At 59.7% G+C, this 25,510-nt stretch carries 34 protein-coding genes; 26 read left to right on the forward strand and 8 right to left on the reverse strand.

The genetic code is table 11. From position 1 onward, the window contains the following. Position 1 precedes the first annotated feature (1 nt). The 26 genes from OK411_RS07845 (at position 2) to OK411_RS07975 (ending at position 20,714) form a co-directional block, all read left to right on the forward strand. Positions 2-208 (forward strand): phage head-tail joining protein, encoded by a 207-nt coding sequence (locus tag OK411_RS07845; protein WP_008087653.1) that lies wholly within the window; start codon positions 2-4, stop codon positions 206-208. Continuing rightward, on the forward strand, positions 208-1,689 hold the full coding sequence (locus OK411_RS07850; RefSeq protein WP_264364679.1) for a phage portal protein: 1,482 nt from the start codon (positions 208-210) through the stop codon (positions 1,687-1,689). Before OK411_RS07845 ends, OK411_RS07850 begins: the two co-directional genes overlap by 1 nt. Further along, the gene (locus OK411_RS07855) at positions 1,686-2,840 is read left to right on the forward strand and encodes a head maturation protease, ClpP-related (RefSeq protein WP_264364680.1); all 1,155 of its coding nucleotides are present in this window, start codon (positions 1,686-1,688) and stop codon (positions 2,838-2,840) included. Before OK411_RS07850 ends, OK411_RS07855 begins: the two co-directional genes overlap by 4 nt. Further along, entirely contained in the window at positions 2,837-3,181 is a 345-nt protein-coding gene (locus tag OK411_RS07860; protein ID WP_102902291.1) for a head decoration protein, read from the forward strand. The genes OK411_RS07855 and OK411_RS07860 overlap by 4 nt, the downstream gene beginning before the upstream one ends. 63 nt (positions 3,182-3,244) lie before the next feature. Further along, positions 3,245-4,240: a major capsid protein gene (locus tag OK411_RS07865; protein WP_264364681.1), complete on the forward strand. Its 996-nt coding sequence runs from the start codon at positions 3,245-3,247 to the stop codon at positions 4,238-4,240. A 2-nt stretch (positions 4,241-4,242) separates the two neighbouring features. Then, entirely contained in the window at positions 4,243-4,563 is a 321-nt protein-coding gene (locus tag OK411_RS07870) for a hypothetical protein (RefSeq protein ID WP_264364682.1), read from the forward strand. Then, a complete protein-coding gene (locus tag OK411_RS07875) occupies positions 4,560-5,225 on the forward strand; it encodes a hypothetical protein (RefSeq protein WP_264364683.1) in 666 nt (221 codons plus the stop codon). The genes OK411_RS07870 and OK411_RS07875 overlap by 4 nt, the downstream gene beginning before the upstream one ends. Further along, positions 5,218-5,730, forward strand: a complete 513-nt coding sequence (locus OK411_RS07880) for a hypothetical protein (protein ID WP_264364684.1) — start codon at positions 5,218-5,220, stop codon at positions 5,728-5,730. The genes OK411_RS07875 and OK411_RS07880 overlap by 8 nt, the downstream gene beginning before the upstream one ends. Then, positions 5,727-6,293, forward strand: coding sequence for a phage baseplate assembly protein V (locus tag OK411_RS07885; protein WP_264364685.1), 567 nt, complete (start codon positions 5,727-5,729; stop codon positions 6,291-6,293). The genes OK411_RS07880 and OK411_RS07885 overlap by 4 nt, the downstream gene beginning before the upstream one ends. A 52-nt stretch (positions 6,294-6,345) precedes the next feature. Next, positions 6,346-6,594 carry a hypothetical protein gene (locus OK411_RS07890; protein ID WP_264364686.1) on the forward strand — a complete coding sequence of 83 codons (249 nt, stop codon included), beginning with the start codon at positions 6,346-6,348 and terminating at the stop codon, positions 6,592-6,594. Positions 6,595-6,599: 5 nt separating this feature from the next. Continuing rightward, positions 6,600-6,926, forward strand: a complete 327-nt coding sequence (locus OK411_RS07895; RefSeq protein WP_264364687.1) for a GPW/gp25 family protein — start codon at positions 6,600-6,602, stop codon at positions 6,924-6,926. Beyond that, entirely contained in the window at positions 6,923-7,804 is an 882-nt protein-coding gene (locus OK411_RS07900; RefSeq protein ID WP_264364688.1) for a baseplate J/gp47 family protein, read from the forward strand. The genes OK411_RS07895 and OK411_RS07900 overlap by 4 nt, the downstream gene beginning before the upstream one ends. A 1-nt stretch (position 7,805) precedes the next feature. Further along, positions 7,806-8,411, forward strand: a complete 606-nt coding sequence (locus OK411_RS07905; RefSeq protein WP_264364689.1) for a phage tail protein I — start codon at positions 7,806-7,808, stop codon at positions 8,409-8,411. After that, complete coding sequence (locus tag OK411_RS07910) at positions 8,408-10,012, forward strand: phage tail protein (protein ID WP_264364690.1); 1,605 nt, start codon at positions 8,408-8,410, stop codon at positions 10,010-10,012. The genes OK411_RS07905 and OK411_RS07910 overlap by 4 nt, the downstream gene beginning before the upstream one ends. A 3-nt stretch (positions 10,013-10,015) precedes the next feature. Beyond that, positions 10,016-10,561: a DUF4376 domain-containing protein gene (locus tag OK411_RS07915; RefSeq protein ID WP_264364691.1), complete on the forward strand. Its 546-nt coding sequence runs from the start codon at positions 10,016-10,018 to the stop codon at positions 10,559-10,561. 103 nt (positions 10,562-10,664) lie between these two features. Then, on the forward strand, positions 10,665-11,831 hold the full coding sequence (locus OK411_RS07920; RefSeq protein ID WP_264364692.1) for a phage tail sheath family protein: 1,167 nt from the start codon (positions 10,665-10,667) through the stop codon (positions 11,829-11,831). A gap of 13 nt (positions 11,832-11,844) precedes the next feature. After that, positions 11,845-12,348 carry a phage major tail tube protein gene (locus OK411_RS07925; RefSeq protein ID WP_064364595.1) on the forward strand — a complete coding sequence of 168 codons (504 nt, stop codon included), beginning with the start codon at positions 11,845-11,847 and terminating at the stop codon, positions 12,346-12,348. A gap of 13 nt (positions 12,349-12,361) precedes the next feature. After that, on the forward strand, positions 12,362-12,961 hold the full coding sequence (locus OK411_RS27035) for a phage tail assembly protein (protein WP_319636906.1): 600 nt from the start codon (positions 12,362-12,364) through the stop codon (positions 12,959-12,961). A 150-nt stretch (positions 12,962-13,111) separates the two neighbouring features. Next, positions 13,112-15,730: a phage tail tape measure protein gene (locus tag OK411_RS07940; protein ID WP_264364693.1), complete on the forward strand. Its 2,619-nt coding sequence runs from the start codon at positions 13,112-13,114 to the stop codon at positions 15,728-15,730. Positions 15,731-15,739: 9 nt separating this feature from the next. Then, the gene (locus OK411_RS07945; protein ID WP_264364694.1) at positions 15,740-16,585 is read left to right on the forward strand and encodes a phage tail protein; all 846 of its coding nucleotides are present in this window, start codon (positions 15,740-15,742) and stop codon (positions 16,583-16,585) included. After that, positions 16,560-16,766, forward strand: coding sequence for a tail protein X (locus tag OK411_RS07950; RefSeq protein WP_073472996.1), 207 nt, complete (start codon positions 16,560-16,562; stop codon positions 16,764-16,766). Before OK411_RS07945 ends, OK411_RS07950 begins: the two co-directional genes overlap by 26 nt. Positions 16,767-16,856: 90 nt before the next feature. Then, positions 16,857-17,906 carry a phage late control D family protein gene (locus OK411_RS07955; protein ID WP_101158511.1) on the forward strand — a complete coding sequence of 350 codons (1,050 nt, stop codon included), beginning with the start codon at positions 16,857-16,859 and terminating at the stop codon, positions 17,904-17,906. A 49-nt stretch (positions 17,907-17,955) separates the two neighbouring features. After that, complete coding sequence (locus tag OK411_RS07960) at positions 17,956-18,519, forward strand: glycoside hydrolase family 19 protein (protein ID WP_101158512.1); 564 nt, start codon at positions 17,956-17,958, stop codon at positions 18,517-18,519. Further along, positions 18,501-19,043, forward strand: a complete 543-nt coding sequence (locus tag OK411_RS07965; RefSeq protein WP_101158513.1) for a lysis system i-spanin subunit Rz — start codon at positions 18,501-18,503, stop codon at positions 19,041-19,043. Before OK411_RS07960 ends, OK411_RS07965 begins: the two co-directional genes overlap by 19 nt. A 150-nt stretch (positions 19,044-19,193) precedes the next feature. Then, positions 19,194-19,988: a DNA adenine methylase gene (locus OK411_RS07970; RefSeq protein WP_264364695.1), complete on the forward strand. Its 795-nt coding sequence runs from the start codon at positions 19,194-19,196 to the stop codon at positions 19,986-19,988. 480 nt (positions 19,989-20,468) lie between these two features. Continuing rightward, on the forward strand, positions 20,469-20,714 hold the full coding sequence (locus tag OK411_RS07975) for a hypothetical protein (protein WP_095180631.1): 246 nt from the start codon (positions 20,469-20,471) through the stop codon (positions 20,712-20,714). A gap of 19 nt (positions 20,715-20,733) precedes the next feature. Here the strand turns inward: OK411_RS07975 and OK411_RS07980 are convergent, their stop codons facing one another. The 8 genes from OK411_RS07980 to OK411_RS08015 all read right to left on the reverse strand — a co-directional run bounded on the left by OK411_RS07980 (position 20,734) and on the right by OK411_RS08015 (position 25,446). Next, positions 20,734-20,988, reverse strand: coding sequence for a DUF6555 family protein (locus OK411_RS07980; protein ID WP_073472985.1), 255 nt, complete (start codon positions 20,986-20,988; stop codon positions 20,734-20,736). 121 nt (positions 20,989-21,109) lie between these two features. Further along, positions 21,110-21,733, reverse strand: coding sequence for a chemotaxis protein CheB (locus OK411_RS07985; protein ID WP_264364696.1), 624 nt, complete (start codon positions 21,731-21,733; stop codon positions 21,110-21,112). Between the two features lie 186 nt (positions 21,734-21,919). After that, positions 21,920-22,168: a hypothetical protein gene (locus OK411_RS07990; protein ID WP_101158516.1), complete on the reverse strand. Its 249-nt coding sequence runs from the start codon at positions 22,166-22,168 to the stop codon at positions 21,920-21,922. Next, entirely contained in the window at positions 22,165-22,410 is a 246-nt protein-coding gene (locus OK411_RS07995; protein ID WP_101158517.1) for a hypothetical protein, read from the reverse strand. Before OK411_RS07995 ends, OK411_RS07990 begins: the two co-directional genes overlap by 4 nt. Then, positions 22,407-22,730, reverse strand: a complete 324-nt coding sequence (locus OK411_RS08000; RefSeq protein WP_101158518.1) for a hypothetical protein — start codon at positions 22,728-22,730, stop codon at positions 22,407-22,409. Before OK411_RS08000 ends, OK411_RS07995 begins: the two co-directional genes overlap by 4 nt. A gap of 677 nt (positions 22,731-23,407) precedes the next feature. After that, positions 23,408-23,626 carry a hypothetical protein gene (locus tag OK411_RS08005; protein ID WP_101158520.1) on the reverse strand — a complete coding sequence of 73 codons (219 nt, stop codon included), beginning with the start codon at positions 23,624-23,626 and terminating at the stop codon, positions 23,408-23,410. Positions 23,627-24,142: 516 nt separating this feature from the next. Then, complete coding sequence (locus tag OK411_RS08010; RefSeq protein WP_093101792.1) at positions 24,143-24,553, reverse strand: VOC family protein; 411 nt, start codon at positions 24,551-24,553, stop codon at positions 24,143-24,145. A gap of 152 nt (positions 24,554-24,705) precedes the next feature. Continuing rightward, the gene (locus OK411_RS08015) at positions 24,706-25,446 is read right to left on the reverse strand and encodes an SDR family NAD(P)-dependent oxidoreductase (RefSeq protein WP_264364697.1); all 741 of its coding nucleotides are present in this window, start codon (positions 25,444-25,446) and stop codon (positions 24,706-24,708) included. Between the last annotated feature and the right edge of the window lie 64 nt (positions 25,447-25,510).

Genomic DNA, 25,510 nt, shown 5'->3' on the forward strand with positions numbered 1-25,510 from the left:
TATGTCCTTTACAAAAAAGCACCTCGACGCGGTTGAGGCGGCCATTGCTCGCGGTGAGAAAACTGTGCGCTACACCGACCGTACCGTGGAATACCGCACGGTCGATGAGCTGCTCAAGGCGCGGGAAGAAATACGCTCGTCGCTTGCCAGCGCTGCCGGGCCACGTTCGCGCGTGGTCCGGCTGTACCATGCAGGGAAGGGGGTCTGATGGCCCGACACTTCCCAACGCTGACCCGTAACGGATTTGTCCTGCCGTCCAACATCAAGGCCAGCTACGAGGGCGCTGGGGAAGGGCGCCGCTCCACCGGCTGGGACGCTCCCGACAACGGGATCAACAGCATCAACACCCCGGCACTGCGTAACCTGCGGTCGCGCTCCCGGGCGGCGGTTCGCAATGACCCGTATGCCTTCAATGTCATCGACAAGCGTGTCAGTAACCTGATCGGCACGGGCATCACCCCTCGGCCGACGACTGATGACGATGCCTTGCGCAAGCTACTGCAGGAGCTGTGGGGGGATTGGGTCGATGAGTCGGACGCGGATGATCGCACCGACTTCTATGGCCAGCAGGCGCTGGTAGCACGCACGGTTGAAACCTCGGGCGAGTGCTTCGTACGGTTGCGTCCGCGCGGGCTTGATGAAGGCTTGGCCGTTCCGCTGCAGCTGCAGATCCTCGCACCGGAATTTGTGCCGCACGACAAATTCGAATCCACCAAAAACGGCAACGTGATCCGCGCCGGTATCGAGTTCACCCCAGGCGGCAAGCGTGTGGCGTACTGGATGTATTTGTCGCATCCGCGTGATGCGGCCTCGCTGAACGCCGGGTACAACCAGCTTGTTCGCGTGCCGGCGACTCAGGTGCTGCACATCTTCGAACCGGTCGAGCCGGGCCAGTTGCGCGGTGTGCCGCGATTGTCGCCGGTGCTCAAGCGCCTGCGCAGTCTCGACAACTACGACGACGCAGTGTTGTTCCGCCAAGAGGTGGCCAATCTGTTCGCCGGTTTCATCAAGCGTCCGGCGCCGGACTCGGGACCACTTCCCAGAGATCCGGTGACCGGTCAGCCGCTCGACCTGGATCGCGACGGCTTCACCCCGATGGTCGCGCTCGAACCCGGCACCATGCAGGAACTGGGCGCGGGCGAAGAGGTTGAGTTCTCCAAACCACCGGACGCCGGCAACAACTACCCGGACTTCATGCGGCAGCAACTGATGGCTGCTGCAGCGGGGTCGGGTACGCCTTACGAGATCCTCACCGGCGACATGCGCGGTATCAACGACCGGGCTCTTCGGGTGGTGCTCAACGAATTTCGACGCCGTCTGGAACAACTGCAATTCAGCGTGTACGTGCATCAACTATGCCGCCCAGTACGGGCAGCGTGGATGGATATGGCGGTGCTGTCTGGCGTCCTGGTGCTCGACGATTACGCACAGAAACGCCGCCAGTACCTGCGCACTCGCTGGGTGCCTCAAGGCTGGGCCTACATCCAGCCAGTGCAGGACGTGCAGGCACGCCGGATGGAAGTACAGGCCGGCTTTTCCTCTCGCAGCGAGATGGTGCTGCGCACCGGCTACGACGCCGAGACTGTCGATCTGGAAAACGCCGCCGATTTGGCACGGGCCACAAAACTGGGCCTCAACTACAACACCCTTGATGCCGTCGAAGACACCGACGACAAGGAGCAACCATGAGCAAAAGCGCGAAACCGCGTATTTACAATCGCGCCGGCAAGCGCGTCGAGGTTCAGGACAAAACCTGGTACGCCCTGCAGTCCAGCGGAGAGGCCACCGAGCGAGTGATCGAGGTTTTCGTCTATGGCGAGATCGGCGCGTGGGGCATCACTGCCAATCAGTTCGTGCAGGATCTGCGCGCCATGGATGATGGTGTGTCACCGGTGATCGCTGCGTTCAACAGTATCGGCGGCGACCTGTTTGACGGTCTCGCCATGCACAACGCGCTGTCGCGTCTGGGCGAGCGTTGCACTGGACGAATCGATGCGCTTGCTGCCAGTGCCGCGAGTGTCGCCGTATGCGGTGCACACCGCGTAGTCATCGCGGCGAACGCCATGTTGATGATTCACAACCCATATACGTATGCAGGCGGTGGCGCTGAGGACTTCCGCCGGGTCGCTGATGTATTGGATCAAACCTTGGAGGCGATCATTGCGGCCTATAAAGCCAAGGCGCCCGACATCGATGACGTCGAACTGCGGCGAATGGTTGATGCTGAAACCTGGCTGACTGCTAACGAAGCGGTGGCTCTTGGTCTTGCAGACGAAGTCGGAGACGGCATCAAGGTCAAAGCCTGTCTGGGTCAAGGCGCGGTGCTGCAACGGTTCCAGCACGCTCCGGTTGAGTTGGTGGCGCAACTCGACGAACCACCTGAACTGGATTCTGAACTGGAACCTGTGGAGCCGCCTCTGGTGCCGCCCGTTGTTGACTCTGCCAAGTTGGCATTGATGATCACCCAGCGCTGCACGGCGGCGGGCATCAGCAACCTGATCGAGCCACTGCTCAAGTCCACCCAGCTTGAAAGCGAGGAAATCGTTCTCGCCGGCCTGGCACGCGCCAAGGCGGTGAACGACCTCTGCGTGGCCGCGCGTCTGCCTGAATTCAGCGCCGAGTATGTCGCGGCAGGGCTGGACGCTGCCGCGGTGCGTGCGCGTCTCTTCGACAAGATTGTCACCAGCGGCAAGGGCTTTGAAATCGACAATAGTCTGCCTCTGGCGGACGACCCAGCGCCCAAGGTGCTGGCCAAACAACCTGACCCCAACTCGATTTGGGCTGCTCGCCAAGCGGCTCAAACTGGAACCGCGCGCGGCGCGAAAGGAGCACGAGCATGACCATCAAACAGGAACCGATGCACGCAGGTGAATTCCTGCTGTCCGAGGGCGCTGGCACGATCTCGCGCGAAGCGATCAATGTCGCTGCGGGTCCAGCATTGTGGCCGGGCCAAATTCTCGGGCTGGTGACTGCCAGCGGCGAATTCGCACCGTACAACCCAACGGCAGAGGACGGCACAGAAAACGCTGTCGCCATTCTTTACGGCCCGCTCGGCGAATCCGACGTGGTGCGTCGCGGTCGCGCTGTTGTCCGGCTGGCCGAAGTCAGCGAAGCCCACCTGACCGGCCTCGATCTGGCAGCCGAGAAAGCCTTGGCCGCACATTCGCTGATCGTCCGCTAAAGCATTTTCCTCTTTATTTTGCATCCCGCCGCGTGCGGGATTTTTCGTTTCTGGAGAGTACCCATGGCCGATATCGCCATTTTTGACGACGAAGCGTTTACCGTTACTTCGCTCACCGCTGCACTCAATGATCAACCGTACCTGCCAGGGCGCATCAGCGCTCTGGGCCTGTTCCGCGAGGAAGGCATTACTACGCTGACCGTGCAGATTGAAAAGGACGGCGACACCCTTGCACTGGTGCCCGCTGGTGAACGTGGTGGTTCTGGCTTGGTGGTTGCTGCCAGCAAGCGCAACCTGATCCCGTTCAACACTGTGCACCTGCCTGAGCGCTTCACGATCAAGGCTGACGAGATCCAAGGCATCCGTGCCTTCGGCACTCGCACTGAACTGCAGGCAGTGCAGGACGTGGTCAATGCGCGGCTGGCAAAGGCGCGGCGCCAGTTGGACGCCACACACGAATTCCAGCGTATGGGCGCACTGAATGGCCAGATCCTCGACGCCGATGGCAAAACCGTACTGCTGGATCTCTATGAACGCTTCGGTGTGCAGCGTCAGAAGTTGCCCATGGGGCTGGCTGACGCCAGTACCGAACTGCGGGTCAAGTGCGGTGAAGCGCTGGACATGCAGGAAGACGCACTCGGCAGTGTGACCAGCACCGGTTCTCGCGCCTTCTGCGGCAAGAACTTCTGGAACAAGCTGATCGTTCACAAGTCGGTCGTTAAAACTTATGAAGGCACGCTCCAAGCTGCAGCACTGCGAGGTGATGCACGGGAAAGCTTCGAGTTTGGTGGCATTACTTGGGAGCGCTACCGTGGCAAGGTCGCTGGTGTCTCTTTCGTCCACGACGATCAGGCGTTGCTGGTTCCGGAAGGCGTGCCGGATCTGTACATCTCGGTGTTCGCGCCGGCTGACTACATGGAAACGGTCAACACCCAAGGCATCCCGTACTACAGCATGATCGAGCCGCTGCCCTTCAACAAAGGCATGGCCGGTGAAGCCCAGTCCAACCCGCTGCACCTGTGCACCCGACCGCGTGCGCAGGTCCTGCTGGAACTCTGACCGTGGGCTTTCGCGATCTGATCGCCGAGGTCGACGCTGTGGTGTTCGAAACGCTGGGCGATACGGCGCGAATCGAGGGTCGTGAAGATCCAGTGTTCGGCATGTTCGCCGCGCCTTGGCTGCAACCCAAGTTCGGCAAGCTCAACACCGGGTTGCGCGAGCCGCGTTTCGAGATCCGAGTCAGCGATTCGCAAGGTCTGCAGCAAGGCATGCTGGTCAGCGTTGACTTGCCTGCCTTGGATGGTGGCGGTGACTACGATCTGATCCAGCTCGAACCGAGCGGTGACGGCCTGGTCGCTCTGATTCTGAGGTTGCGCCCATGAGTGTCGGCAGCTATTTCAAACCCTCGGCCGGGGGCGGGATGATCTCCATCCAGTCCTCGGCCGCAGACTTTCAGGCGTTCCAGGACTTTGCCAAGGTGGTGCCGAAAGCGGCTGCTGCGGCGCATCGGCGCGCGATCAACAAGACGTTGGGCTGGTTGCGCACGCACATCGCCCGAGCGGTCAGTCGGTCACAACGCATCGCTGTTGCGGCGGTGCGCCAGCGGTTGCGCAGCTATCCGGTTTCCGGCGGGGCTGCGAGCGGCAAACTGTGGTTCGGTTTGAATGCCATCGAGTCCAGCCGGATCGGCCGGGCGCGGCAAAGCGGCAGCGGCGTGTCAGTAGCGGGGAGGCGTTACCAAGGGGCTTTCCTCAAGAAGGTCTACGGCAACAAGCCCGACATCTGGATCCGCACGGCCAGCAAGCATTTCAACGCGGACGACTACCCCGACAGCACGGTGTCACCTGGTCGCGGGCCGAGTTCGGGTTGGGTCGCCGAAAACGGCAGTCGTTTCCCACTGGCCAAGGCCAAAGTGTCGCTGGAACAAGCCCGACCGCACTTCGAAAGCTGGGTAAAAAAAGCGGACGAGCGCCTGCTGGAGATCCTCAAGCAGGAGTTCAACTTTGAGCTGCAAAAATACCTCAAGAGGATCGGCAATGTCTGAAGAACCGTTCATCCTGGATCAGCTTTATCGGGCGGTAGAACAGCATCTGCGTACCCACTTGGCTGGCGTGCAAGCCGTCACAGCCTGGCCAGACATTAAGGATCGCGTGTTGCTGCCAGCTGTGTTTCTGGAGGTGGCCGAGATCGAGCCGGGTACCGATATCGGCACCGGCGAAACCTCGCTGGTCTGCAAGTTCGAGGCGCGCATCATCGTCGACCCGATCAAGCCGAATCATCATCAGCAGGCCGTGCAGTTAGCGACGCAGTTGGCGGTGCTGCTGCGAGCGCAGACGTGGGGGTTGGCAGTTGAACCCGCCGAGTTTGTGCAATCGCTGCAGGACTGGACCCAGCCGCACCTGGATGGATACACCGTTTGGCTGGTGGAGTGGACTCAGCAGGTTTATCTCGGCGTTGAGCAATGGCCGTGGCCGGACGAACCGCCGGGAACGTTGGTGTTTGACGTTGAGCCGGGTGACGGACCATTCAAGCCCGAGGATTTGCCGTGAGTTACGCAAGCGCCCAGCATGACCGCATGATCGCGGGGGCGATAAAGGCTTGCTATGTGGTTGCGGTGGATCTGTCCGCTTCGCCGCCGGTATGTCGCGTGTCGGACGGCAGTGATTGGGTCAGCGCTTGGGTGCGCTGGCACAGCATCGCAGCCGGCAAGGCCAGGCACTGGCGGGCACCGTCTTTGGGCGAGCAGGGCAGTTTGATCAGTCCCAGCGGTGACGTGTCGCAAGGCACGTTTGTCCCGGGCCTGTATGGCAATGCTGGACCGCCGCCCGACAACCGCGACCATGTCGAGGTCTGGCGCTTCGATGATGGCGGCTCGCTGATCTACGACTGGCAGGCCAAGAGCTACACCATCACCCTGCCCAGCGGCACGGTCACCATCAAGGTGGCCAGCACCGAAGCAGTCGTAACCGATGCCGCCGTGAGCGTGACCACCGGCAACATCAATCTGAAAGCGGCGGTGATGATCGACGGAGCGCTACACGTCACCAAGGGCATCACCAGCGCCGGCGCGATCATTGACGCCACCGGCAACAGTAATCACCACACGCATTAATTGATTCACGACAGCCCGCCTAGCGCGGGCTTTTTCATGCCTGGAGAAATACATGGCCAAGATCGATACGACCGTCACCGAGGTGCAAGCGTCCTCGGAACTGGCAATTGCATCCTCACCGTTCTCATCGCCCGAACTCTTGAAATATCGCGACAAGCTCTACACGTCGCGACTGTTGATCGTGCCCGGCACAGACCGTTCCTATCCGGTCGACAAGGCGACGGTCTTGGTGCCAGCCTCCGACCTCGAGGCGGTCAAGTTCCTGAAAGCCAGCGACGAATACGAGCCGTTCAAGGAGTGACATCGATGATCGGAATGGATCGCCACACCGGCCTACCCATATCCGGCACCGAGCACCTGCGGCAATCCATTGCCGACATCTTGAGCACGCCGCTGGGCAGTCGCCGGCACCGTATGGAATACGGCAGCAAGCTACGGCGGTTTGTCGATTTACCCATCAACGAAGGCTGGAAAAGTGCCGTACAGGCTGAGGTTGCCCGCGCTCTCGGGCGTTGGGAGCCGCGTTTGAAGTTGGATCAGGTGCGCGTCATTTCCATCATTGGCGGGCAAATCAATTTGCAAATCGTCGGGAAGTACCTGGGCGACAGCGTCACGTTGGAGGTGGCTGCATGAGTGCCGTAGATCTGTCATCGCTGCCAGCGCCGACGGTGCTGGAGCCTCTGGACTTCGAAGAGGTTTATCAGGACGGGCTGAGCGTGTTTCGCGGGTACATGGGCGGCAACTGGACGGCCGCGCTGGAAAGCGATCCAGTGGTCAAAGTGCTTGAGGTCGGGGCTTACAACAAGGTCGGCAACCGTGCCCGAGTCAATGACGCTGGCAAGGCGCTGTTGTTGGCCCACGCCATTCGCGGCGACCTCGATCACTTGGGGGCCAACGTCAATCTGCAGCGCCTGGTCATTCAGGCCGAGGATCGGCTGGCGGTGCCGCCGGTGCCCAAGGTCATGGAAGACGACGACCCGTTTCGCGAGCGTATCCAACTGGCCTATGAGGGCTTGACCACGGCCGGCCCGCGTAACAGCTACATCCTGCATGCGCGTAATGCCTCTGGGCTGGTGGCTGATGCAACGGCCGAAAGCCCGGCGCCCTGTTACGTCACGGTCACGGTGCTGGGGTTGGACGGAGAAGGCGAAGCGCCGCCGGAGCTGCTGGCCGCTGTAGCCGCTGCTCTGAACGACGACGACGTGCGCCCGGTGGGTGATCGGGTGACTGTGCAGAGCGCAGAGGTGATCCGTTACGAGATTGATGCCATCTTGCACATGGCCAGCGCCGGCCCGGAAGCGGATGCCAGTCTGGCCGAGGCCAAAAGCCGCTTGGCAGCCTGGATCAATCCACGCAAGCGGCTCGGCGTCGAGGTCGCCCGCTCCGCTGTTGACGCCCAGTTGCACGTTGCAGGCGTTGCCCGGGTTGAGTTGGTCGGATGGCAGGATCTGGCCCCGACCAAGGCGCAAGCGGCGTTCTGTACGCGATACAACGTGAGGCTGGCGAGCTGATATGAAAAGTCTCCTGCCGCTCAACAGCACACAACTGGAACGGGCCATGGAGGCTGCGTTCTTCGAAAAAACGATTGTCCCTCTGCGCGACCTCTACAACGCTGATACCTGCCCGGTGCATTTGCTGCCGCACCTAGCATGGGCATGGTCGGTGGATCGCTGGGATTACCGGTGGACTGAGGCGACCAAACGCGCGGCCATCAAGGCGTCGTACTACATCCACAAGCACAAAGGCACCATTGGCGCGCTGCGCCGGGTGGTCGAGCCGCTCGGCTACCTGATCGAGATTGTTGAGTGGTTCCAGACCGTGCCCGAGGGCGTGCCGGGCACCTTCGCGCTGAAGGTCGGGGTTCTCGATACCGGCATCACAGAGGAAATGTATCAGGAGCTTGAGCGCCTGATTGACGACGCCAAGCCCGTCACCCGGCAACTGACCGGGCTGGCGATCAGCCTTGAAACTCAGGGCGATTTGAATATCGCCGTGTCTGTCTACGAAAGCGACGAAATCGACGTTTACCCGCCCGTCATGCGTGACATTGAGGTCACTGGCAGCTTTGGCGCGGTCGGCCGCGAACACACCATAGACACCCTGGACGTTTATTTATGATTGATGCGAACTCGCAGTTTTTCGCGATCCTTACGAATGTGGGGATGGCCAAGCAGGCGAACGCCGACGCGCTCGGCATTCCCTGGCTGATCACACAAATGGGCGTGGGTGATGCCAACCCGAACGGGCTGGCCGATCCGCCCAATCCGGTGCCGTCGGCCAGTCAAACCAAGCTGCTCAACGAGTGGCGCCGCAAGCCGCTCAACCAACTGAAGATTGACCCGGTCAACCCGGCGGTGATCATCGCCGAGCAGATCATTCCGGCCGACGAGGGTGGTAAGTGGATCCGCGAAATCGGACTCTACGATGCCGACGGCGATCTGGTGGCGGTGGCCAACTGCGCGCCGAGCTTCAAGCCGCTGCTGTCGCAAGGCTCAGGCCGCACGCAAATCGTGCGGATGAACTTCATCGTCACCAGCACCGGGAACATTCAGCTCAAGATTGATCCGGCGATTGTGTTGGCCTCGCGTGCCTACGTCGACGCGGCCATTCTGGAAGTGCTGCCGAAGAACAAGGTCCCGGGCGAATACACGCGGGTCAAGGTCAATGATCGCGGTATTGTCGTGTCGGGTGACAACCCGGAAACGCTCGCCGACATGGGTATCAAGGACAGCTACACCAAGGCCGAAATCGAGGCGATGATTGCTCAAGCCTCGGCGTTGCCGGTCGGCGCGACAGTGGCATTTCCGCTGGACAAGGTGGCGCCGGGTTTTCTGGAGCTTGATGGCAGCGTTAAGAGCATTGCTGTTTATCCAGATCTGGCGGCGTTCCTCGGTACGGCCTTCAACAAAGGTGGCGAGGGCGCCGGCGATTTCCGTCTGCCGGAGTCGCGCGGCGAATTCCTGCGCGGCTGGGATCATGGCCGCGGTGTGGATGCTGGCCGTGCAATCGGTAGTAGTCAGCTTGATGCCTTGCAGAACATTACCGGCCAATATGCTGCTAACAACGGCGTACAGCTCGCGGCTACAGGAACGGTGCTTGGTGCTTTCACTGCGACGGCGAGTGGCGGGACGCAGCTTCCGAACGGAACTGCCTCATCCGGCGTAATCAATATGAATTTTGACGCCTCCAAGGTGGCGCGAACTGCTGACGAAACGCGCGGCCGTAACTTGGCGGTAATGTGGTGTATCAAGGCATGGAACGCGCCAATCAATCAGGGAAATATCGACATTGCCGCGCTCGCGGCTCTTGCCACGCAGGCCACGGAAGTCAAGCTGGGCACGGCTAAGGTTGCAACTCAGGCTGAGGTAGAGGCCGGTGTCGATGACACTAAATTTGTAACCGCGAAAAAGCTTTTGGGTGGCTACGGTATGACCATCGCTCAGAATGGATTTATTCGACTTCCACGCTGGCTAGGTGGCTTCACTATTCAGTGGGGGATTAACACGGTTGGTCCTAACGGTGACTGTGTCATCACTCTTCCGACCAACTACAACACGCAGCACTTTCAAATTCTGTCGATTGCCGGTTCTATCAGTGGCATGGCTGTCGCCTACACGGGTCTCAGTTTGTCGGGTGCTGTGATTCCGCACTATGTCCCTTCTACCGCTGCCAAGGCAGGGGGCGGGTACAACTGTGTTTGGATATCGTTCGGGAAGTAACCTATGAAAATTTTTGTGTCTCCTACAGTGGGCGGCTTTTTTCATCAGCCAGGGAACAACAACATCCCCGAAGATGCCGTGCAAATCACGCCTGACCAATACGCAACTCTGTTGCGGGGGCTTTCGGAAGGTAAATCAATCGCTTGGGGCGGCGAAGGTATGCCGCTGCTGGTAGAGCCTGAGCCGGTCGCCAAAGATTACAAGGCGATCGTGGCTCAGGAGCGTTTCGCTCGCGAGGCCACTGGCGTAAACGTAGATGGCCTGCAAATCGAAACGACCCGTGACAGCCAGGCGTTGATTGCCAGTACGGGATTGTCCGCCGTCCTCGATCCCGAATACCGCTGCAACTTCAAAACGGTCGACGGGTTTGTCGAAATCGGATCGGCGCAAATCATCACCATCGCCAAGGCTGTACGAGCACACGTTCAAGCCTGTTTTGACCGCGAGCTGACGCTCTTGCGAGCGATTGAGGCCGGCGAGTATCACGACGACATGCTGACGCAAGGCTGGCCGGATTCCTCACCACCTGAGCCGGTAGAGCTGCAATAAACGCCCCGCACTGACGGGGCGTTTTCTTTTCCGTTACGCATTACACGAACACCCTCACAGCCTCGCTAATGCGGGGCTTTTTAGTTTCTGGAGACTGACCCTTATGAGTTTTTTCCACGGCGTCACGACCACGTCGGTCGACACTGGCGCACGCACCATCTCGCTGCCGTCGTCGTCGATTATCGGTCTGTGTGACACCTTCACCCCGGGCGGCCTCGGCGGCGGTACGGCCAAGGCCGGCGAACTGAAGTTGATCACCACCGAGCGCGAAGCCATCGCCGCCTTCGGCGCAGATTCGGCGATCACCAAGGCCTGTCAGGCTATTTACGTCAAAGCCAAGGCGGTGATCGTCGCCATTGGTGTGCCCAAACTGGAAGACGCCGCGCTGCAGACCTCGGCGATCATCGGCGGCGTTCTGGCCTCGGGTCAGCGCACCGGCTTGCAGGCACTGCTCGACGGTAAAAGCCTGTTCAACGCCCAGCCGCGTTTGTTGATCGCGCCGGGTCACACCGCGACGCAGGCGGTGGCCACGGCGCTCGATAGCTTGGCGCAGAAACTGCGCGCCATTGGCATCATCGACGGCCCGGGCACGACCGACGAGGCCGCCATGGCCTACGCCGATAACTTCGGCAGTCGCAACCTGTTCATGGTCGACCCGGGCGTCAAGTATTGGGACACCATCACCAGCAAGACCGTCGACGCGCCCGGTTCGGCTTGGGCGGCGGGGCTGTTTGCCTGGACGGATGCTGAATACGGCTTCTGGGCTTCGCCATCGAACAAGGAGTTGACCGGCATCACCGGTACCGGTCGCGCGGTCGAGTACCTGGACGGCGACGAGACCTGCCGGGCCAACCTGCTCAACAACGCCAATATCACCACGATCATTCGCGACGACGGTTATCGACTGTGGGGTAACCGCACGCTGTCGAGTGATCCGAAGTGGGCATTCGTTACCCGCGTTCGCACGTTGTTCATCCTCATGGACGCGGTGCAGGCGGGGCACAAATGGGCGGTCGACCGCTCGATCACCAAGACCTACGTGACCGATGTCACCAACGGTCTGGATGCGTTCATGCGCGACCTGAAAGCTCAGGGCGCAATCATCAACTTTGAAGTGTTCCCCGACACCGAACTGAACACGGCCAGCCAGATCGCCCAGGGCAAGGTGTATTGGCGCATCCGTTTCACCGACGTGCCGCCGGCAGAAAACCCGAATTTCCTTTTCGAAGTCACCGATCAATGGATGACCGAAGTGCTTGAAGCAGCCTAAGGGGGCGTAACCAATGATTCCTCAGACTTTGTACAACACCAACCTGTTCGTCGACGGCGTGAACTTCTCCGGCGACGTGCCCAGCCTGACGTTGCCCAAGCTAACCACCAAGACCGACGAATACCGTGGCGGCGGCATGGCCGGCCCCATCGAGATGGATCAGGGGCTTGAGAAAATGGAAGCCTCGTTTGTCACCAAAGGCGTGCGTCGTGAGTCGCTCAAATACTTCGGTCTGGCCGATGGCACGGCGTTTAACGCCACGTTCCGAGGTGCCTTCAAGGGTCAAAAGGGCGCGGTGACAGCGGTCGTTGCCACCCTGCGTGGTCGCCTCAAAGAGGTCGATCTCGGTGACTGGAAAGCCGGTGATGCGGCCGAGATCAAACACGCCGTTGCGGTCACGTACTACAAGCTCGAAATCGACGGGCGCCTGATGTACGAGATCGACATGGTCGCCGGCATTCAGGTGATCGACGGCAAAGACCAACTGCTCGAAGTGCGCAACGCGCTCGGCCTGTAAGGAATAGATCCAGATGACTCAAGCAATCGCTAAAAACCTGCCGGCCTGGCTGTCGCTCAGTGCAGCCGGTGCCGTCGTAACGCTGACCCGCCCAAGCCAAGCCAATAGCATTGACGTCGAGACGTTGAACCTGCGTAACCCGACGGTGCGTGAAGTGCGCGCGGCTGATCGTGCTGCCAACGGTGATGATGAACAGCGTGAACTGATGCTGTTCGCCGGTCTCGCCGAAGTCGGACTGAAGGATCTGGAAGGCCTCAAGCTGACGGATTATCGCCGCGTACAAACGGCGTATTCGCACCTGGTACCGAAAACCGATTATTCGGACTCGATGCCGGCATGGCTGTCGCTGACCACCGATCAGGTGCTGGTAACCCTGTCGTGCCCGAGCGAAATCAACGGCGTGACCGTCGACAAGCTGGCCTTGCGTTCACCGACCGTGGGCGACGTGCGAGCGGCCAACCGTGAGGTGGGTGGCGATGATGAGCAGCGCGAGCTGGTGTTGTTTGCTGCGTTGTCCGGCGCGTCGGTTGCGGATCTGGAGGGGCTGAAGCTGGTGGATTTTAACCGCTTGCAGGCCGGCTATTTTCGCATGGACAACGACGACGGGCTTTAACCCCAGCGTGATCAAGTCGGCGGCGAAACGTCTGGCGGCGGAAACCGGATTTTCCGCCGCCGAGATCCAGTCGATGCCGTTTGCGGAAATGGTGTGGTGGCTCACGGATTGAGCCGCCATCGGTAGTGCTGGGCACATGGGGGCCATGACATGGCAAACAAGCTCGCCCTCGGGCTAGTGATTGGCGGCGCCGTCAGTTCCACGGTCGGCGCCGCGTTCAAGGACGTGACCGGGCGCATCAAGCGCCTCGAGGCAGAAGGCAACAAAGCGCGGGTGCTGCAGCGCACGATTGGCGACACCATCCGCCTGCGCGAAGAATGGAAAAAGGCTCACGACACCGGCGCGGCTGGTGCGTCCAAATTACTCAACCGTTTGAACTCGAACCTCGACAGCCTGAAAAAGCAGGGGATCGAGGTTGGCCGGCTGGAAAAAGCCTATCGCTCGATGGGACAGACGGCCAACAAAGCCGAGCTGAAAGCCAAGGGGCATCAGCAAATCGATTCTGGCGTAAAGGGCATGAAGGGCGCCGTCGGTGCGGCGGTGGTCGGTGTCGGTGCCATGGCGGTACCGACCAAGGTCAGCGCTGATTTTGGCGCGATTGTGCGTGACATCGCGATCAAGGCTGGCATTGCCAACAAGCCGCAAGAACAGGAGATGTCGCGCAAGATCATCGACACTTCACGCGACACCGGCATGGCACGCAACGATGTGGCCGACGTGGTCAATCAGTTGGTCGGCGCCGGCATGGATCTGAGCAAGGCGCTGGAGTACGCGCCTGTCGCGGCCAAGTTTGTCGTGGGGCAGGGATCCAGCGGTGTCGACACGGCGAAGATGATCAACGCCCTGGGGCAGAACGCCAAGATCACCGACCCCAAGCAGATGCAGCAGGCGCTGGAGGCGATCGCCTACCAAGGGCAGGCGGGCAGCTTTGAAGCGGCCGACATGGCCAAGTGGTTTCCGGAGCTGTTGGCCAACATGGCCAGCAACGGCATCACTGGCTTGGATGCAGTGACGCAATTGGGCGCCATGTTGCAGGTGCAGATGAAGCAGGCCGGTAGTTCAGACGAAGCGGCCAACAACCTGAAAAACTGGATGGGCAAAATCGGTTCGACCGATACGGTCAAGGCTTACGAAAAAGCCGGGATCGATTACAAGGGATCGATGCAGACCGGTTTGCAAAACGGTATGTCGACGCTTGAGACCAGTATGGCGCTGGCTCAGAAGTACATTCAGGCGACCGATCCGAAGCGTGCGGCGGCCATGGCCGAAGCCACGTCAAAAATCAGCAAGGAAGCCGACCCGGAGAAGGCCAAGGCCATGATGGCCTCGCTGGAAGAATCCTTGCGCACCGGCGACCTGTTCGCCGACATGCAGGTCAAGGCCGCACTGTCGGCCTACATGCAGAACAAGGCGCTGTACAGCCAGCTCAAAAACGATTCGCGTGACGCCACCGGGATCCTCGACAAGAACCTCGCCGAGCGGCGCGAGTCGTCATCGCAGAAATGGGCGGAAATGGCCCAGTCGATGGATGACGCCATGCGCAGCATCGGTGATGCGCTGCGCCCGGTGACGGACACAGTGGCCGAGTCGTTGACCAAGGTTACTAAAGGCATTACGTCGCTGACTGATAGCGCGCCCGGGGTGGTTGCCGGTATCGCCACGGTCGGAGCGGGGCTGATCGCCTTAAAAGGTATCTTCAGCACGATCAAGATCAGCAGGGGGCTGCTAAACCTTGCGCGTGGGTCGCGCGGTGGCAGGAGTGGGAGCGAAGCCCCAAATAAAAACTCAGGAGAACTTGATCTGGTAGCGACTGGCCTGGATGTTGTTTCACGGGTGAAGGAAGCGGCAATAGGCGGTGGCCTTGGTACTGAAAGTGGTGCAAGTAACGACGGCGTAAAGAAGGTTTTCGTCGTTAATGCCGGCGCTATGGGTGGCGGTGTGGATGCGCCGGGCGAATCGCGCCGACGCGGACGTGGATCAAGCCGTAGCGCTCGGCGCCGGACGTTGCCGAGTTCGAGAGGTCCTCGCCCGTCTGTGCCTCGTTCCCCTGTTTCGTTCCCATCGCCATCAGTCCCGTCCGTTCCAAGTGGGGCATTGTCCAAACTCGGCGTCGTCGCAGGAACCGTCGGTAAGGTCGGCAAGGCGGCTAAGGTCATTCCTGGCGGCACGCTGCTGGAGTCCGGCGCGATGGCTTTTGAAACCTTTCAAAACGCCAAGACCAAGGACGAAAAAGCCGAGGGCTACGGTGCGGCCGCTGGCAACCTGGCCGGCACCATGGCCGGTGCTGCAGCAGGCGCCGCCATCGGTTCGGTTGTGCCGATCATCGGCACCGCGATCGGCGGCATGATCGGTGCTTACCTGGGCAGTCAGGGCGGTGCGGCGCTGGGCGGGTCGCTGGGTAAGTCGCTGTTCGGCGGTGAGGATGAAGAGCCCGAACAAGCGGCAAAGGCGCCGGTGCCAGCCACGCCGCTCATGATGGCGGCAGCAGCGCAGCAAGGCCCGGTGTTGGGGGATGTCGCGCGCTCGATGGCAGTGACGGCGCCGCTCAAGTCGGCGGCGCTGGCCATTCAACCCAAGGAGCCGGCGAAGCCGGTGCCGGCCAAGGTGGATCAGCAGTTTCAGTACTCGCTGAACATGCCGGTCACGGTGCAGGGCGACGTCAAAGACCCGCAAACCTTGGCGCAGGATCTGATGCCGCACATGCAGCGAATGATGGAAGGCGCTGCGAAGCAGAATGCCGCCAAGCTGTACGACGAACCCCATGTCTAAGGAGGTTTCATGGCTTACATGGAGCAGATGCAATCGAGCCTGAAGTACCTGGTAGAGGCTGCGGAAACCGGGCGGCGCAGTGCTGACGGCATGCTGACCCCGGTCAACGGCGCGATCCGTGAACTGACTGGCGCTGCGTCCGAGCTGGAGAACATCCCGTTTGTTGGTCCGGCCATCGGCGCCAAACTTCAGCGGGTGATGCGTGGCGTCGACGCGGCTCAGGCCAAGGTCGGTCAGGTGGTGGCGGTGTACGGCCGTGCCACCCGGGCGGCGGCTGAAGTGCAGGATCGGCTGGGCACGTTGAAAGAACAGGCGGGCAAGGCGGCTACGGCGATCAACAATGTCGCCGGCAAGGTCAGCCCGTCGCTGGCCAACATCGTGCCCACCAGTTCCTTTGCCGGGGAGGCCACGCCGGCGCCGGAGGCGGTGAAGCCATTCCCGCACTTGATGATCATTCAGCCGCGCGAACCGAAAATTGAGCCGTATTACTTCAACCTGGACACGGCAGCTTTCGACGAGCTGAGCCGTTCGACCGAATTCCGCTGGGCTTCGCAGGAGCGGCTGACGCGCCGGCCGGCGAAGCAGGCCATCGGTATGGGCGATGAAAAGTTGACGCTCAAGGGCACGATCTATCCGGGCTTCAAAGGCGGTTTAAAGCAGCTCGACACGCTGCGTTCCATCGGGGCCAGGCTGCAACCGCTGACCCTGACCACGGGGTATGGCGAAGTGATCGGGACGTGGTGCCTGAAAAACATCAACGAGGAACAGTCCGCGTTGCTGCACGGCGGGATTGCGCGCAAACAGGGTTTTACTTTGGAGTTTGAACGCTATGGCGACGACATGCAGGACGTCTGACGGCGACATGCTCGATGTCATTTGCAACAACGTTTACGGCCATCTGAATGGCAGCGTCGAGGCCGTGCTCGATGCCAATCAGGGACTGGCCGATGAGCCTCAGCCGTTCCGGTCGGGCGTGATTATCGTCCTGCCGGATCTGCCGATGCCAACTGAAGAAGGCATCTCGCTTTGGAATTGATGAGCTATAGTCGATGTGTAGCCCTTGTTACACCTGCAGCTACAACCCCTTCAAAACCCGCTTCGGCGGGTTTTTTTATGGAAAAAATATATGACACCCGTATTTCGAATCGTCGCCGATGGGGCTGACGTCACGGCAAAAATCAATGATCGGCTGTTGCAACTGCGTACCTCGGACAAACCGGGCATGGAGTCCGACGAGTTTGAGTTGCGTATCGACGACCGTGATGGGCAAGTGCAATTGCCTCGTCGCGGCAGCTCAATCGAGATTTACCTGGGGTACGCCGAAACGACCTTGGCGCGCATGGGCAGCTATACCGTGGACACGGTCGAGGTGTCAGGCCCACCCGATACGATCGTGATCAAGGGCAAGGCCAGCGACATGCGTGGCAGCGGCAAGACCATCCGCAGCGGAAGCTGGGAAGACGTGCCGTTGTCGAAGATCGTGGCTGACGTGGCCGCGCGTAATGGCTGGACGCCGGTGTGTCCGGTGTCCACCAAGGTCGCCCGGGTCGACCAGCTCAACGAGTCCGATTTCAATTTCATCACCCGGCTGGCAAAACAATACGACTGCACGGCCAAGGTCGCCGACGGCAAGCTGTTGGTGATGCCACGCCAGGGTGGGCAGACAGCCAGCGGCAAGGCGTTCGGCGCCATTACCCTGACCCGACGCGACCTCAGCCGATGGCAATTCAGTCTCGGCGATCGCAACTCGCACAAGGCGGTGGCCACCAAGCATCAGGACAAAAAGAACGGCATGCTCGCGGTGGTCACTATCGACAACGATGACGCACCGGATGGCCTGCCGGCAGTCCATACCGACCGCCATATCTACCCGAACAAAACGGCTGCAGAAGCGGCGGCCAAGGCCCGTCTTTCAGCGTTCAACCGCTCGACCGCTGATGTGCGGCTTGAGATGCCCGGCCGGACGGACATCTTCGCCGAGCGCCCCATCATCGCTCAGGGTTTCAAGGTCGGGCTTGATGGTGAATACCTGGCGGATTCGGTCGAGCAGGTATTCACCCAGTCCGGCTGGTCCACCACGGTCGAATGCAATGCCGGCAAAGCCGGTAAATCCAAGGGCAAGAAAAAGAAAGGACCGAAATCACCCCTCAAGGTAGTGAACATCGAGAAGCAGTAGTTGCATCCCATCGCCGCCTGAGTGCGGTTTTTTTACGTCTGGAGTTTGTATGTCCATCACTGAACAACAGCTGCAAAGCATCATGCCCAACGCCCGCCGCCAAGCGGGCGTTTTTGTTTCCGCCCTCAACGCAGCCATGGCCCATCGGCAGATCAACACGCCGAAACGCCAAGCCGCGTTCCTGGCGCAAGTCGGTCACGAGTCGGGTCAGCTGCAGTACGTCCGGGAACTGGGCGGCGAGCAGTACCTGAGCAAATACGACACCGGCAACTTGGCTGCGAAACTGGGCAATACGCCGTCAGCGGATGGTGATGGTCAGCGCTACCGCGGTCGCGGTCTGATCCAGGTCACCGGCCACGACAATTATCTGCGCTGCAGCTTGGCGCTGTTCGGTGACGAGCGATTGCTGCGCACGCCTGAACTGCTGGAGCTGCCGCAGTGGGCCGCCGAGTCGGCCGCGTGGTTCTGGTCCGTGAATGGGCTGAACGCGCTGGCCGATCAAAACGAATTCAACACGATCACCCGCAGGATCAATGGCGGTCTCAATGGCCTGCAGGATCGGTTGGAGTTGTGGGGGCGGGCGAGGGCGGTGCTATGCGTCTCGGCGAACTGATCCCGGCGCCGTATCGGCTGCTGGCCAAAGGTGTGCTGCTGGTCGTCTTGGTCAGTGGTTCTGCGTCCATTACCTGGCAAGTACAGGATTGGCGCTACGGTAAACAGCTGGCAGAGCAGGCCCGACTCCACACCGAAACCCTCAACCAACTGAATCTGGCCTCGGCCGCACAGCAGCGTGCCGAACAGGACAAACGCCTCGCGCTCGAGCAGCGCCTGGCCACCAGTGAACAAACCCATTACCGAGCCTTGAGTGATGCCCAACGTGATCAAGGTCGCCTGCGCGACCGCCTTGCCACTGCTGATCTGCGCCTGTCAGTCCTACTCGACGCCACCACCGACGCCGGCAACAGATCGGTGTCAGCCACCACCGCCACCGGCGGCCTGGTTCATGGCCCCACAAAAGCCGAACTTGACCCAGCGCATGCTCAACGAATTATCGGCGTCACCGATGACGGCGACCGGGGGCTGATTGCCCTCGCGGCCTGTCAGGCATACGCCAAAGAAGTCTCAACACCGAAGTGAAAAAAGAGCGGCCGGTCTGTATGCGTCAACATCCAGACCGACCGCCGTCCCTGCAGATTGTCCCTGCAAGTCCAGCCAAGGCTCTTGCTCCGTGCACAAAGCGCGGCGAGCCTAGCACCTGTTTATCCATACAGTAAAGGTCTTGCTTTCATGTCTACACCCATCATCCCTTGGATGGGCGGCAAGCGCCGCCTGGCCGACCGCCTCATTCCGCTTTTTCCGCCACACGAATGCTACGTCGAAGTCTTTGCCGGCGGTGCCGCACTCTACTTCATGAAGCCCCAGCCATCGCCGGTCGAAGTCCTCAACGACATCAACGGCGACCTGGTCACGCTTTACCGCGTCGTACAGAACCACCTCGAAGAATTTGTGCGCCAGTTCAAATGGGCGCTCAGTTCGCGACAGGTGTTCGAATGGCAGAAAATGACCCGCCCCGAAACCCTCACCGACATCCAGCGCGCCGCCCGATTCTTTTACCTGCAGCACCATGCCTTTGCTGGCAAGGTCTCGGGTCAAACGTTCGGCACGGCGACCACTGCCCCGGCCATCAACCTGTTGCGCATCGAGGAAAACCTCTCGGCTGCGTGGCAGCGCTTGTCCGGCACCTACGTCGAAAACCTCCCCTGGCTTGAATGCGCAGAACGCTATGACCGTGCTCACACCTTCCATTACATGGACCCGCCTTACTGGCAGACCGCGGGTTATGGGGTGGACTTTCCGTTCGAGAACTACGAGCGGATGGCCGACTTCATGCGCCGCTGCAAAGGCAAGGTGATGGTCAGCATCAATGACCATCCGGACATCCGCCGTGTGTTCGACGGTTTCCACTTCGAGACACTGGACATCCGCTACACCACATCCAACCAGCGGCAAGGCAAAGCCGAGGTGAGCGGTGAGCTGGTGATCATGAACTGGGCGCCAGAATCGTTGGGCGGCTTGTTTTGAGGAGTCTCGGGCTTACTTACTCCGTCCGGAGCGGGGTGGCGCACTCCGCTCCGATAGCGAAGCGCCACGATAGTGCTGCTGGCTCAATTGCGTTAAAACTCGAAGGCATTGATCAGTGGCAAAGGGTTCGACAGATGTCCCATGGCTTAGACGTTCCCATCACGCATGAATATCGCGGCCATAAGCTGGTCGTAAAATTTGATTGGAATAGGCCAAACGATCCATCGCCGACAGCGGCGCATGTGCTGGCGGAGAGCGGAGTACATGGTCTCGCCGACACGGTCGCCGAGCTGCCAGGACCATGGCCGGATTATCCTTGTGCACTTGCTGACGCGATGGCGGCCGCAGAACGCTGGATTGACAGTCAGTTACCCTAGCAACCGGTTGTCGGTCCGAGCAGTCGTATATTTTGAATAGTGTCATAATGATGTCATGTGGGAGCAGAGATGTGTGCTTCCTCCATCCATACAGTGTGACTCCATGCTCTCGACCGATGATTTTCGATTCAATGCCCATCACTTGTTGCTCGACCTCGATGCAACCACCAATCACCTCATGATGCTGGTCGTATCGCACGAAGTCAGTGGCAGTCGATGGGAAGAAGCGTTGGTTCGACAGCAGCGAGCCTATGCCGCGTGGGTCTCCATCCTTCCAGGCATTCAGATCGACCCGATGCCTGTGCTCGACGGCCGAGCGGCTGACGGGATCACCACCGTAGCTGAGTGACAAACTCAACTTCGATCATTTACGCATGATCTTCCTCCCAGACGACTGTGACGGACGCCCGCCATTTCACGTCGGTCACGCCGAAACGCTCCGCCATCGGTTTAGAAAAACGCTTCAGTGGTGGACGCCCCGGCTTGGGTATCGGAGCAAGGCCCGCATCACAGCTCGCCCACTGCCAGGCCTCCGCGTTGTTCATCAGCTTCGTTCTGATGACGAAGCTTTTTGGCTCACCGTGGAGTTGATAATCGATGACGTACAAATCAGCTGGCTTCACGAGACCTCCTATTGCTCATGAATAAGTGATTTTGCGCGGTGAAGAAAATTCAGAGAAATTGTCCGACGATCATTAACGCCATCGGTAGGTCAGTGTTCGCGGTGAGCAAGATTGCGACGAGTCAGCAGTCGACAGACGAAGTTCTATCACCCGCGGCCGTTCGCTCCAGTTCGAGAGGCGTGACGCAATGGATCAGTGCTTCCAGTAGCGCGTCGGTGCGAACCAAGCTGTTCGGATGATCTTTCTCAATTGCCCTGATCGGCATGCTGGACACCAGCGCATCGCCGGGGTCTTGCACCAGGCTCACCCCACCGGCCGCCCGCACAGCGGCCGCCCCGGCGGCGCCGTCTCCGTCATTGCCGGAAAGGATCATGCTGATGACTCTTCTTCCAAACACCGCCGCGGCAGTGCCAAACAACCGATCCACGACAGGCTTGGAGAAATGCAGTTTTGGTCCATCACTGAGATGCATAAGCCCCGGTTCAACCACTTCAAGATGTCGTCCTGGCGGGGCCACGTAGACACGACCCGCTTCGACGCGGACGCCTTCGTCTGCGTAGGCAACGGGCAGGGCTGACCAAGAATCGAATATCGATGCAAGCAATCTGGGGCTGGAGGAGCCTGTGTGCACAACGATCAATACGGTAGCAGGGAAGTCTGCAGGCAATCCTGAAAGGATCTGACGAAGAGGGCCGAAGCTGCCCTCCGATCCACCGATCACTACGATATCTCTCACGGTATCCATGTCACTCGTACGCTCTGTCTTTATGAGTGGATCAACAGCGTCGGCCAAATGTTCCAGACTGCGGCGAGAATTTGCGGGTGAAAGAATTGCAAGACAGCAGGGTGACGATGTCTCAGATCATAGGTGAGTGATTCTCGGTGTCCGCTTTGCTGCCACCGATGGGCCGATTACACAGCCAAAAACCGCTCATAACTCCACGGTGAAACCCTTGAGACCGATGCTGTCGGCGAAACGGCCCACCGCTGTCAGGCTGGCCCAGGTGCGCAGCCGCTCACGCCGCGAGCGCACCGGCACCCAGCGTGCGCCGCTGCCGTCCAGGCGGATCGACAGGCCCCAGTCGGAGCCGCCATCGATCCTGGTCACAAGGCATTCGCGCACCGCGTGTTGCTCGACCAGGGCGCGCAGCACCTCTTCATGAATGCCTTCGCCGATCATCTATTCAGTTCCCGCTGACGCGCCTGCAAAGCGCGGTCGAAAATCAGGTACATCCCTTCGATGGCCCCGAGGTTGAGTGCTTTCACCGTTTCAATGCCCAGGGTGAAACCTTCGGCTCGGTCGGCGGCGTGCAGCGTGTCGGCCAAGGTGCTTGCCTGGACGATGCCAGCGAGCAACTTCAGCGCTTGCGCGTGCACAGAACGCGGCAGGTTAAGTGCGGAAAATTCGTCGTGGTCAATCATTGCCAGTGCCATCCATGCGGGGTATCCGGTTGCTCGAGCGCCAGGTCGTGCTGCTCGACGTCGATAAGCAGCCAGCCGCCAGTCGGTTCGTTAGACCCATCGATTATGAGCCCCTGCATCATGGTTCCATGCGGCAGCATCACCCGCAGCGCGTTGGCCTCTTTGGGGCCCTGCAGGTAATGCTGCAGTTCAACGCGGACGCGACCGGAGCCCACGTTAATGAGGCGCACCGGGCATTCAAGACTGGTGAGCTCGGCCGGCTCCTGCCCTTGATAGCGGGCCAACACCGTGACAGTGGCCAGACCTTCATAAACGCACATGGGCATCCTTTAAATAATGAGTGGCCGCAGCAAGCCACGCGGTAGGAGGATGGTAGACCAGTCTTGGCACGCCTGGTTTCCGAGGTACCAACAAAAGGCCCCCGTACCTGGCACGGGTGTGGGGGCCTGTTGAACATAAGCGGCGTTCTATCCACTAGTGGCCAATAGCCGCAATAGGTCATAATTAGTGTCTCGCGCATTTGCGCACTTCAACCCGACCGACGGTCATTCCAGTCGCCCCTCTGAATTGAACCAGCCTTTTTCTGGTGCAATCCATTGGTCACGGAGGGCAATTTATGAAATGTATGTGCTGGATTTGTTGGGAAAGTGCAAAGCTTCAATATGAAGTGGGAGACTGGCAGGTTATCGACTGTTCTGCCTGTGGCCGCTATTTCATTAGCAGGCAACTCATGCAAGAGAATGTAGGAAAGACGCTCGACGTGAAGGCTACCCGACAGCTCATCGTCGACGCAGTGTGCGCTGGGGTCATCCCGGCGATCAGCGATGGAACGGCTTATTTCACGTCGTCACGTAAGCACGTAGTGTGACTCTAAGGCCAGAAAAGCTGGCCAGCCGGATTCATGTCTAGATTGCGACGGTGTACGCTGAGCTGCGCTACTGAAGCTCGTGGGGCTGACCTTGCATTTAGCCCGCGCGCCGCCAGCCAAGACCTCCCCTTAAGACTTCCGTAGCCGCATGATCGCGTCTGTGATCGCTGCTGCGTTAGTGTCCAGCGTTGCCAAGGCCACGATTGCGTTATCGGCAACATCATCTGCACCAGCTCCCGATATCCACTGGGTAATCTCTTCTATCGCCGCACCCAGCGCATGCTGGTTGTGCAACAACAGTGTCAGCGCATCGGCAGTGGTGATATTGGAATCTGCATTATTTGGCATGCTGATCGTCCTTGGATCAAAGATTCGGAAAGACTGATTTGCGCCCCTAATACAGCGTAGCTCAGCCACTCAATCCTAGAGGCTCATTTCCGCACCGAAATGGCGCATCTGTCCCAGATCTGTCCCATATGCCCATTTTTCGGACACCAAAAACCACAAACCCCCGACTTTCTCTAGGAAAATCAGGGGCTTGCGTTTACTGAATATGGCGGTGAAGGAGAGATTCGAACTCACAACACTATGGGCCTGAACCAACCCTTCTAATAACCTCAAATGCCTTACGCCAATGGCCGCTTTCGGCCAGGAGCAGCCACAGCAACAGGCCAGAGGAGGAGCCTCATTACAGCCGTGCCACGAGACATCTTGAGTTGGCGCTGCTATCGGCTATAAGAATTGCTCCATAGCTAAACAGGAACACATTCAATTCTGGGAAAACCTCCTTGGCTAACAGCTCGATGCGGTTGAAAAGCTGACGAAGAATGCCACCCAACAGATACCTAATGAGAGCCCAGGCACCTAAGGCGTCAGTTGGCAAACACACTCCAGATTCACTCCGTCAGGGCCCAGTACATAGGCTGCGTAATAATCGGAGTGGTACTGAGGCCTGATCCCTGGTGCGCCATTGTCCTGTCCGCCAACGGCGATGGCAGCCGCATGGAATGCGTCGACGGCCCCATGACTCTGCGCCATCAGCGCGATATGAGCCCCGTAGCTGGGAACTGGTGCATCGTGCAGCCACAGGAACGGCTTGCCTGCGGAGCCGAACCCAAGTCTGCGAGGCGTCGAATGCGGATGGTCCGTCTCGATGCTCATTAGCAATGTGATCCCTAACGGCTCGAGCGACCGCTCGTAAAAGGCGCGAGCGCGCAAAATGTCCGAGACACCAATGCCAACATGATCGATTACTGATCCAGCAAACTTACTCATTTGGTAACTCCTTGCATCCCCGATTCACTCGGCAGGATGGTTGCACTCGTCAGCTATAAACAAATGATATTCCCGTTGCGGATTGCCCGTTAAGGCATTGTCGTCGTTCAGCGGAAGGTAAGCATTTGGCGAGTCGACCGATCCATGGGCGTTCAAACCTGAGAAGCTCCACCGTCGGCGAACAGCTCGGCACCATTGACATAGCTCGACGCCTCGCTCGCCAGAAAGAGCGCAGCTTGGCCGATCTCGTGTGCCTGGCCGATCCGGCCGAGGGTGCTCTTCTCATTTAGCAAATCGATTACCTGTGGCGCGTTTTCACCAAGCACGGCCCGTAGGGACGGGGTGTCCACCGGCCCGGGGCTGAGTAAGTTAATGCGTACACCCGATCCTTTGATGTCGAGAATCCAGCTCCTCACCAACGCGCGGAGTGCGGCCTTGGTTGCTCCGTACACGCTCATACCAGGTCCAGGGTTGATCGAAGAAGTCGAGCCGATAATGACAACGCTGCTCCCCTCGCTCATCAGCGGTAACGCCCCCTGAACCGTAAAGGTGGTGCCTTTGACGTTGGTCGCGAACACCCGATCGAAGCCCGCGTCGGTGATTGCACCTAGAGGCTCGATTTCACCCATCCCGGCGTTAGCGATCAATACATCGATACGACCGTGGACCGCACCGATATGCTTGAACAGTTCCCCTAGGGAGGCTGGGTCCGAGATATTAGTCCGCACCGCAGAAACATTCCCACCGAGGCGACTTGCTGCTTCGTCTAGCTGAGGCTGGCGGCGCCCGGTAATGATCAGATCCGCACCCTGGCTGACGAATGCTTCGGCGATTGCGAAGCCGAGGCCCGAAGAACCGCCAGTAACCAGCACAACCTTGTTTTGGAATTGCATGGGATGAACCTCAATTGTCGAATATGTAGTGAACACTACATAAAGAGGGTGTCCTCTGCAAGTT

The sequence above is a fragment of the Pseudomonas sp. RG1 genome (assembly GCF_025910115.1).
GTDB classification, from domain to species: domain Bacteria; phylum Pseudomonadota; class Gammaproteobacteria; order Pseudomonadales; family Pseudomonadaceae; genus Aquipseudomonas; species Aquipseudomonas atacamensis.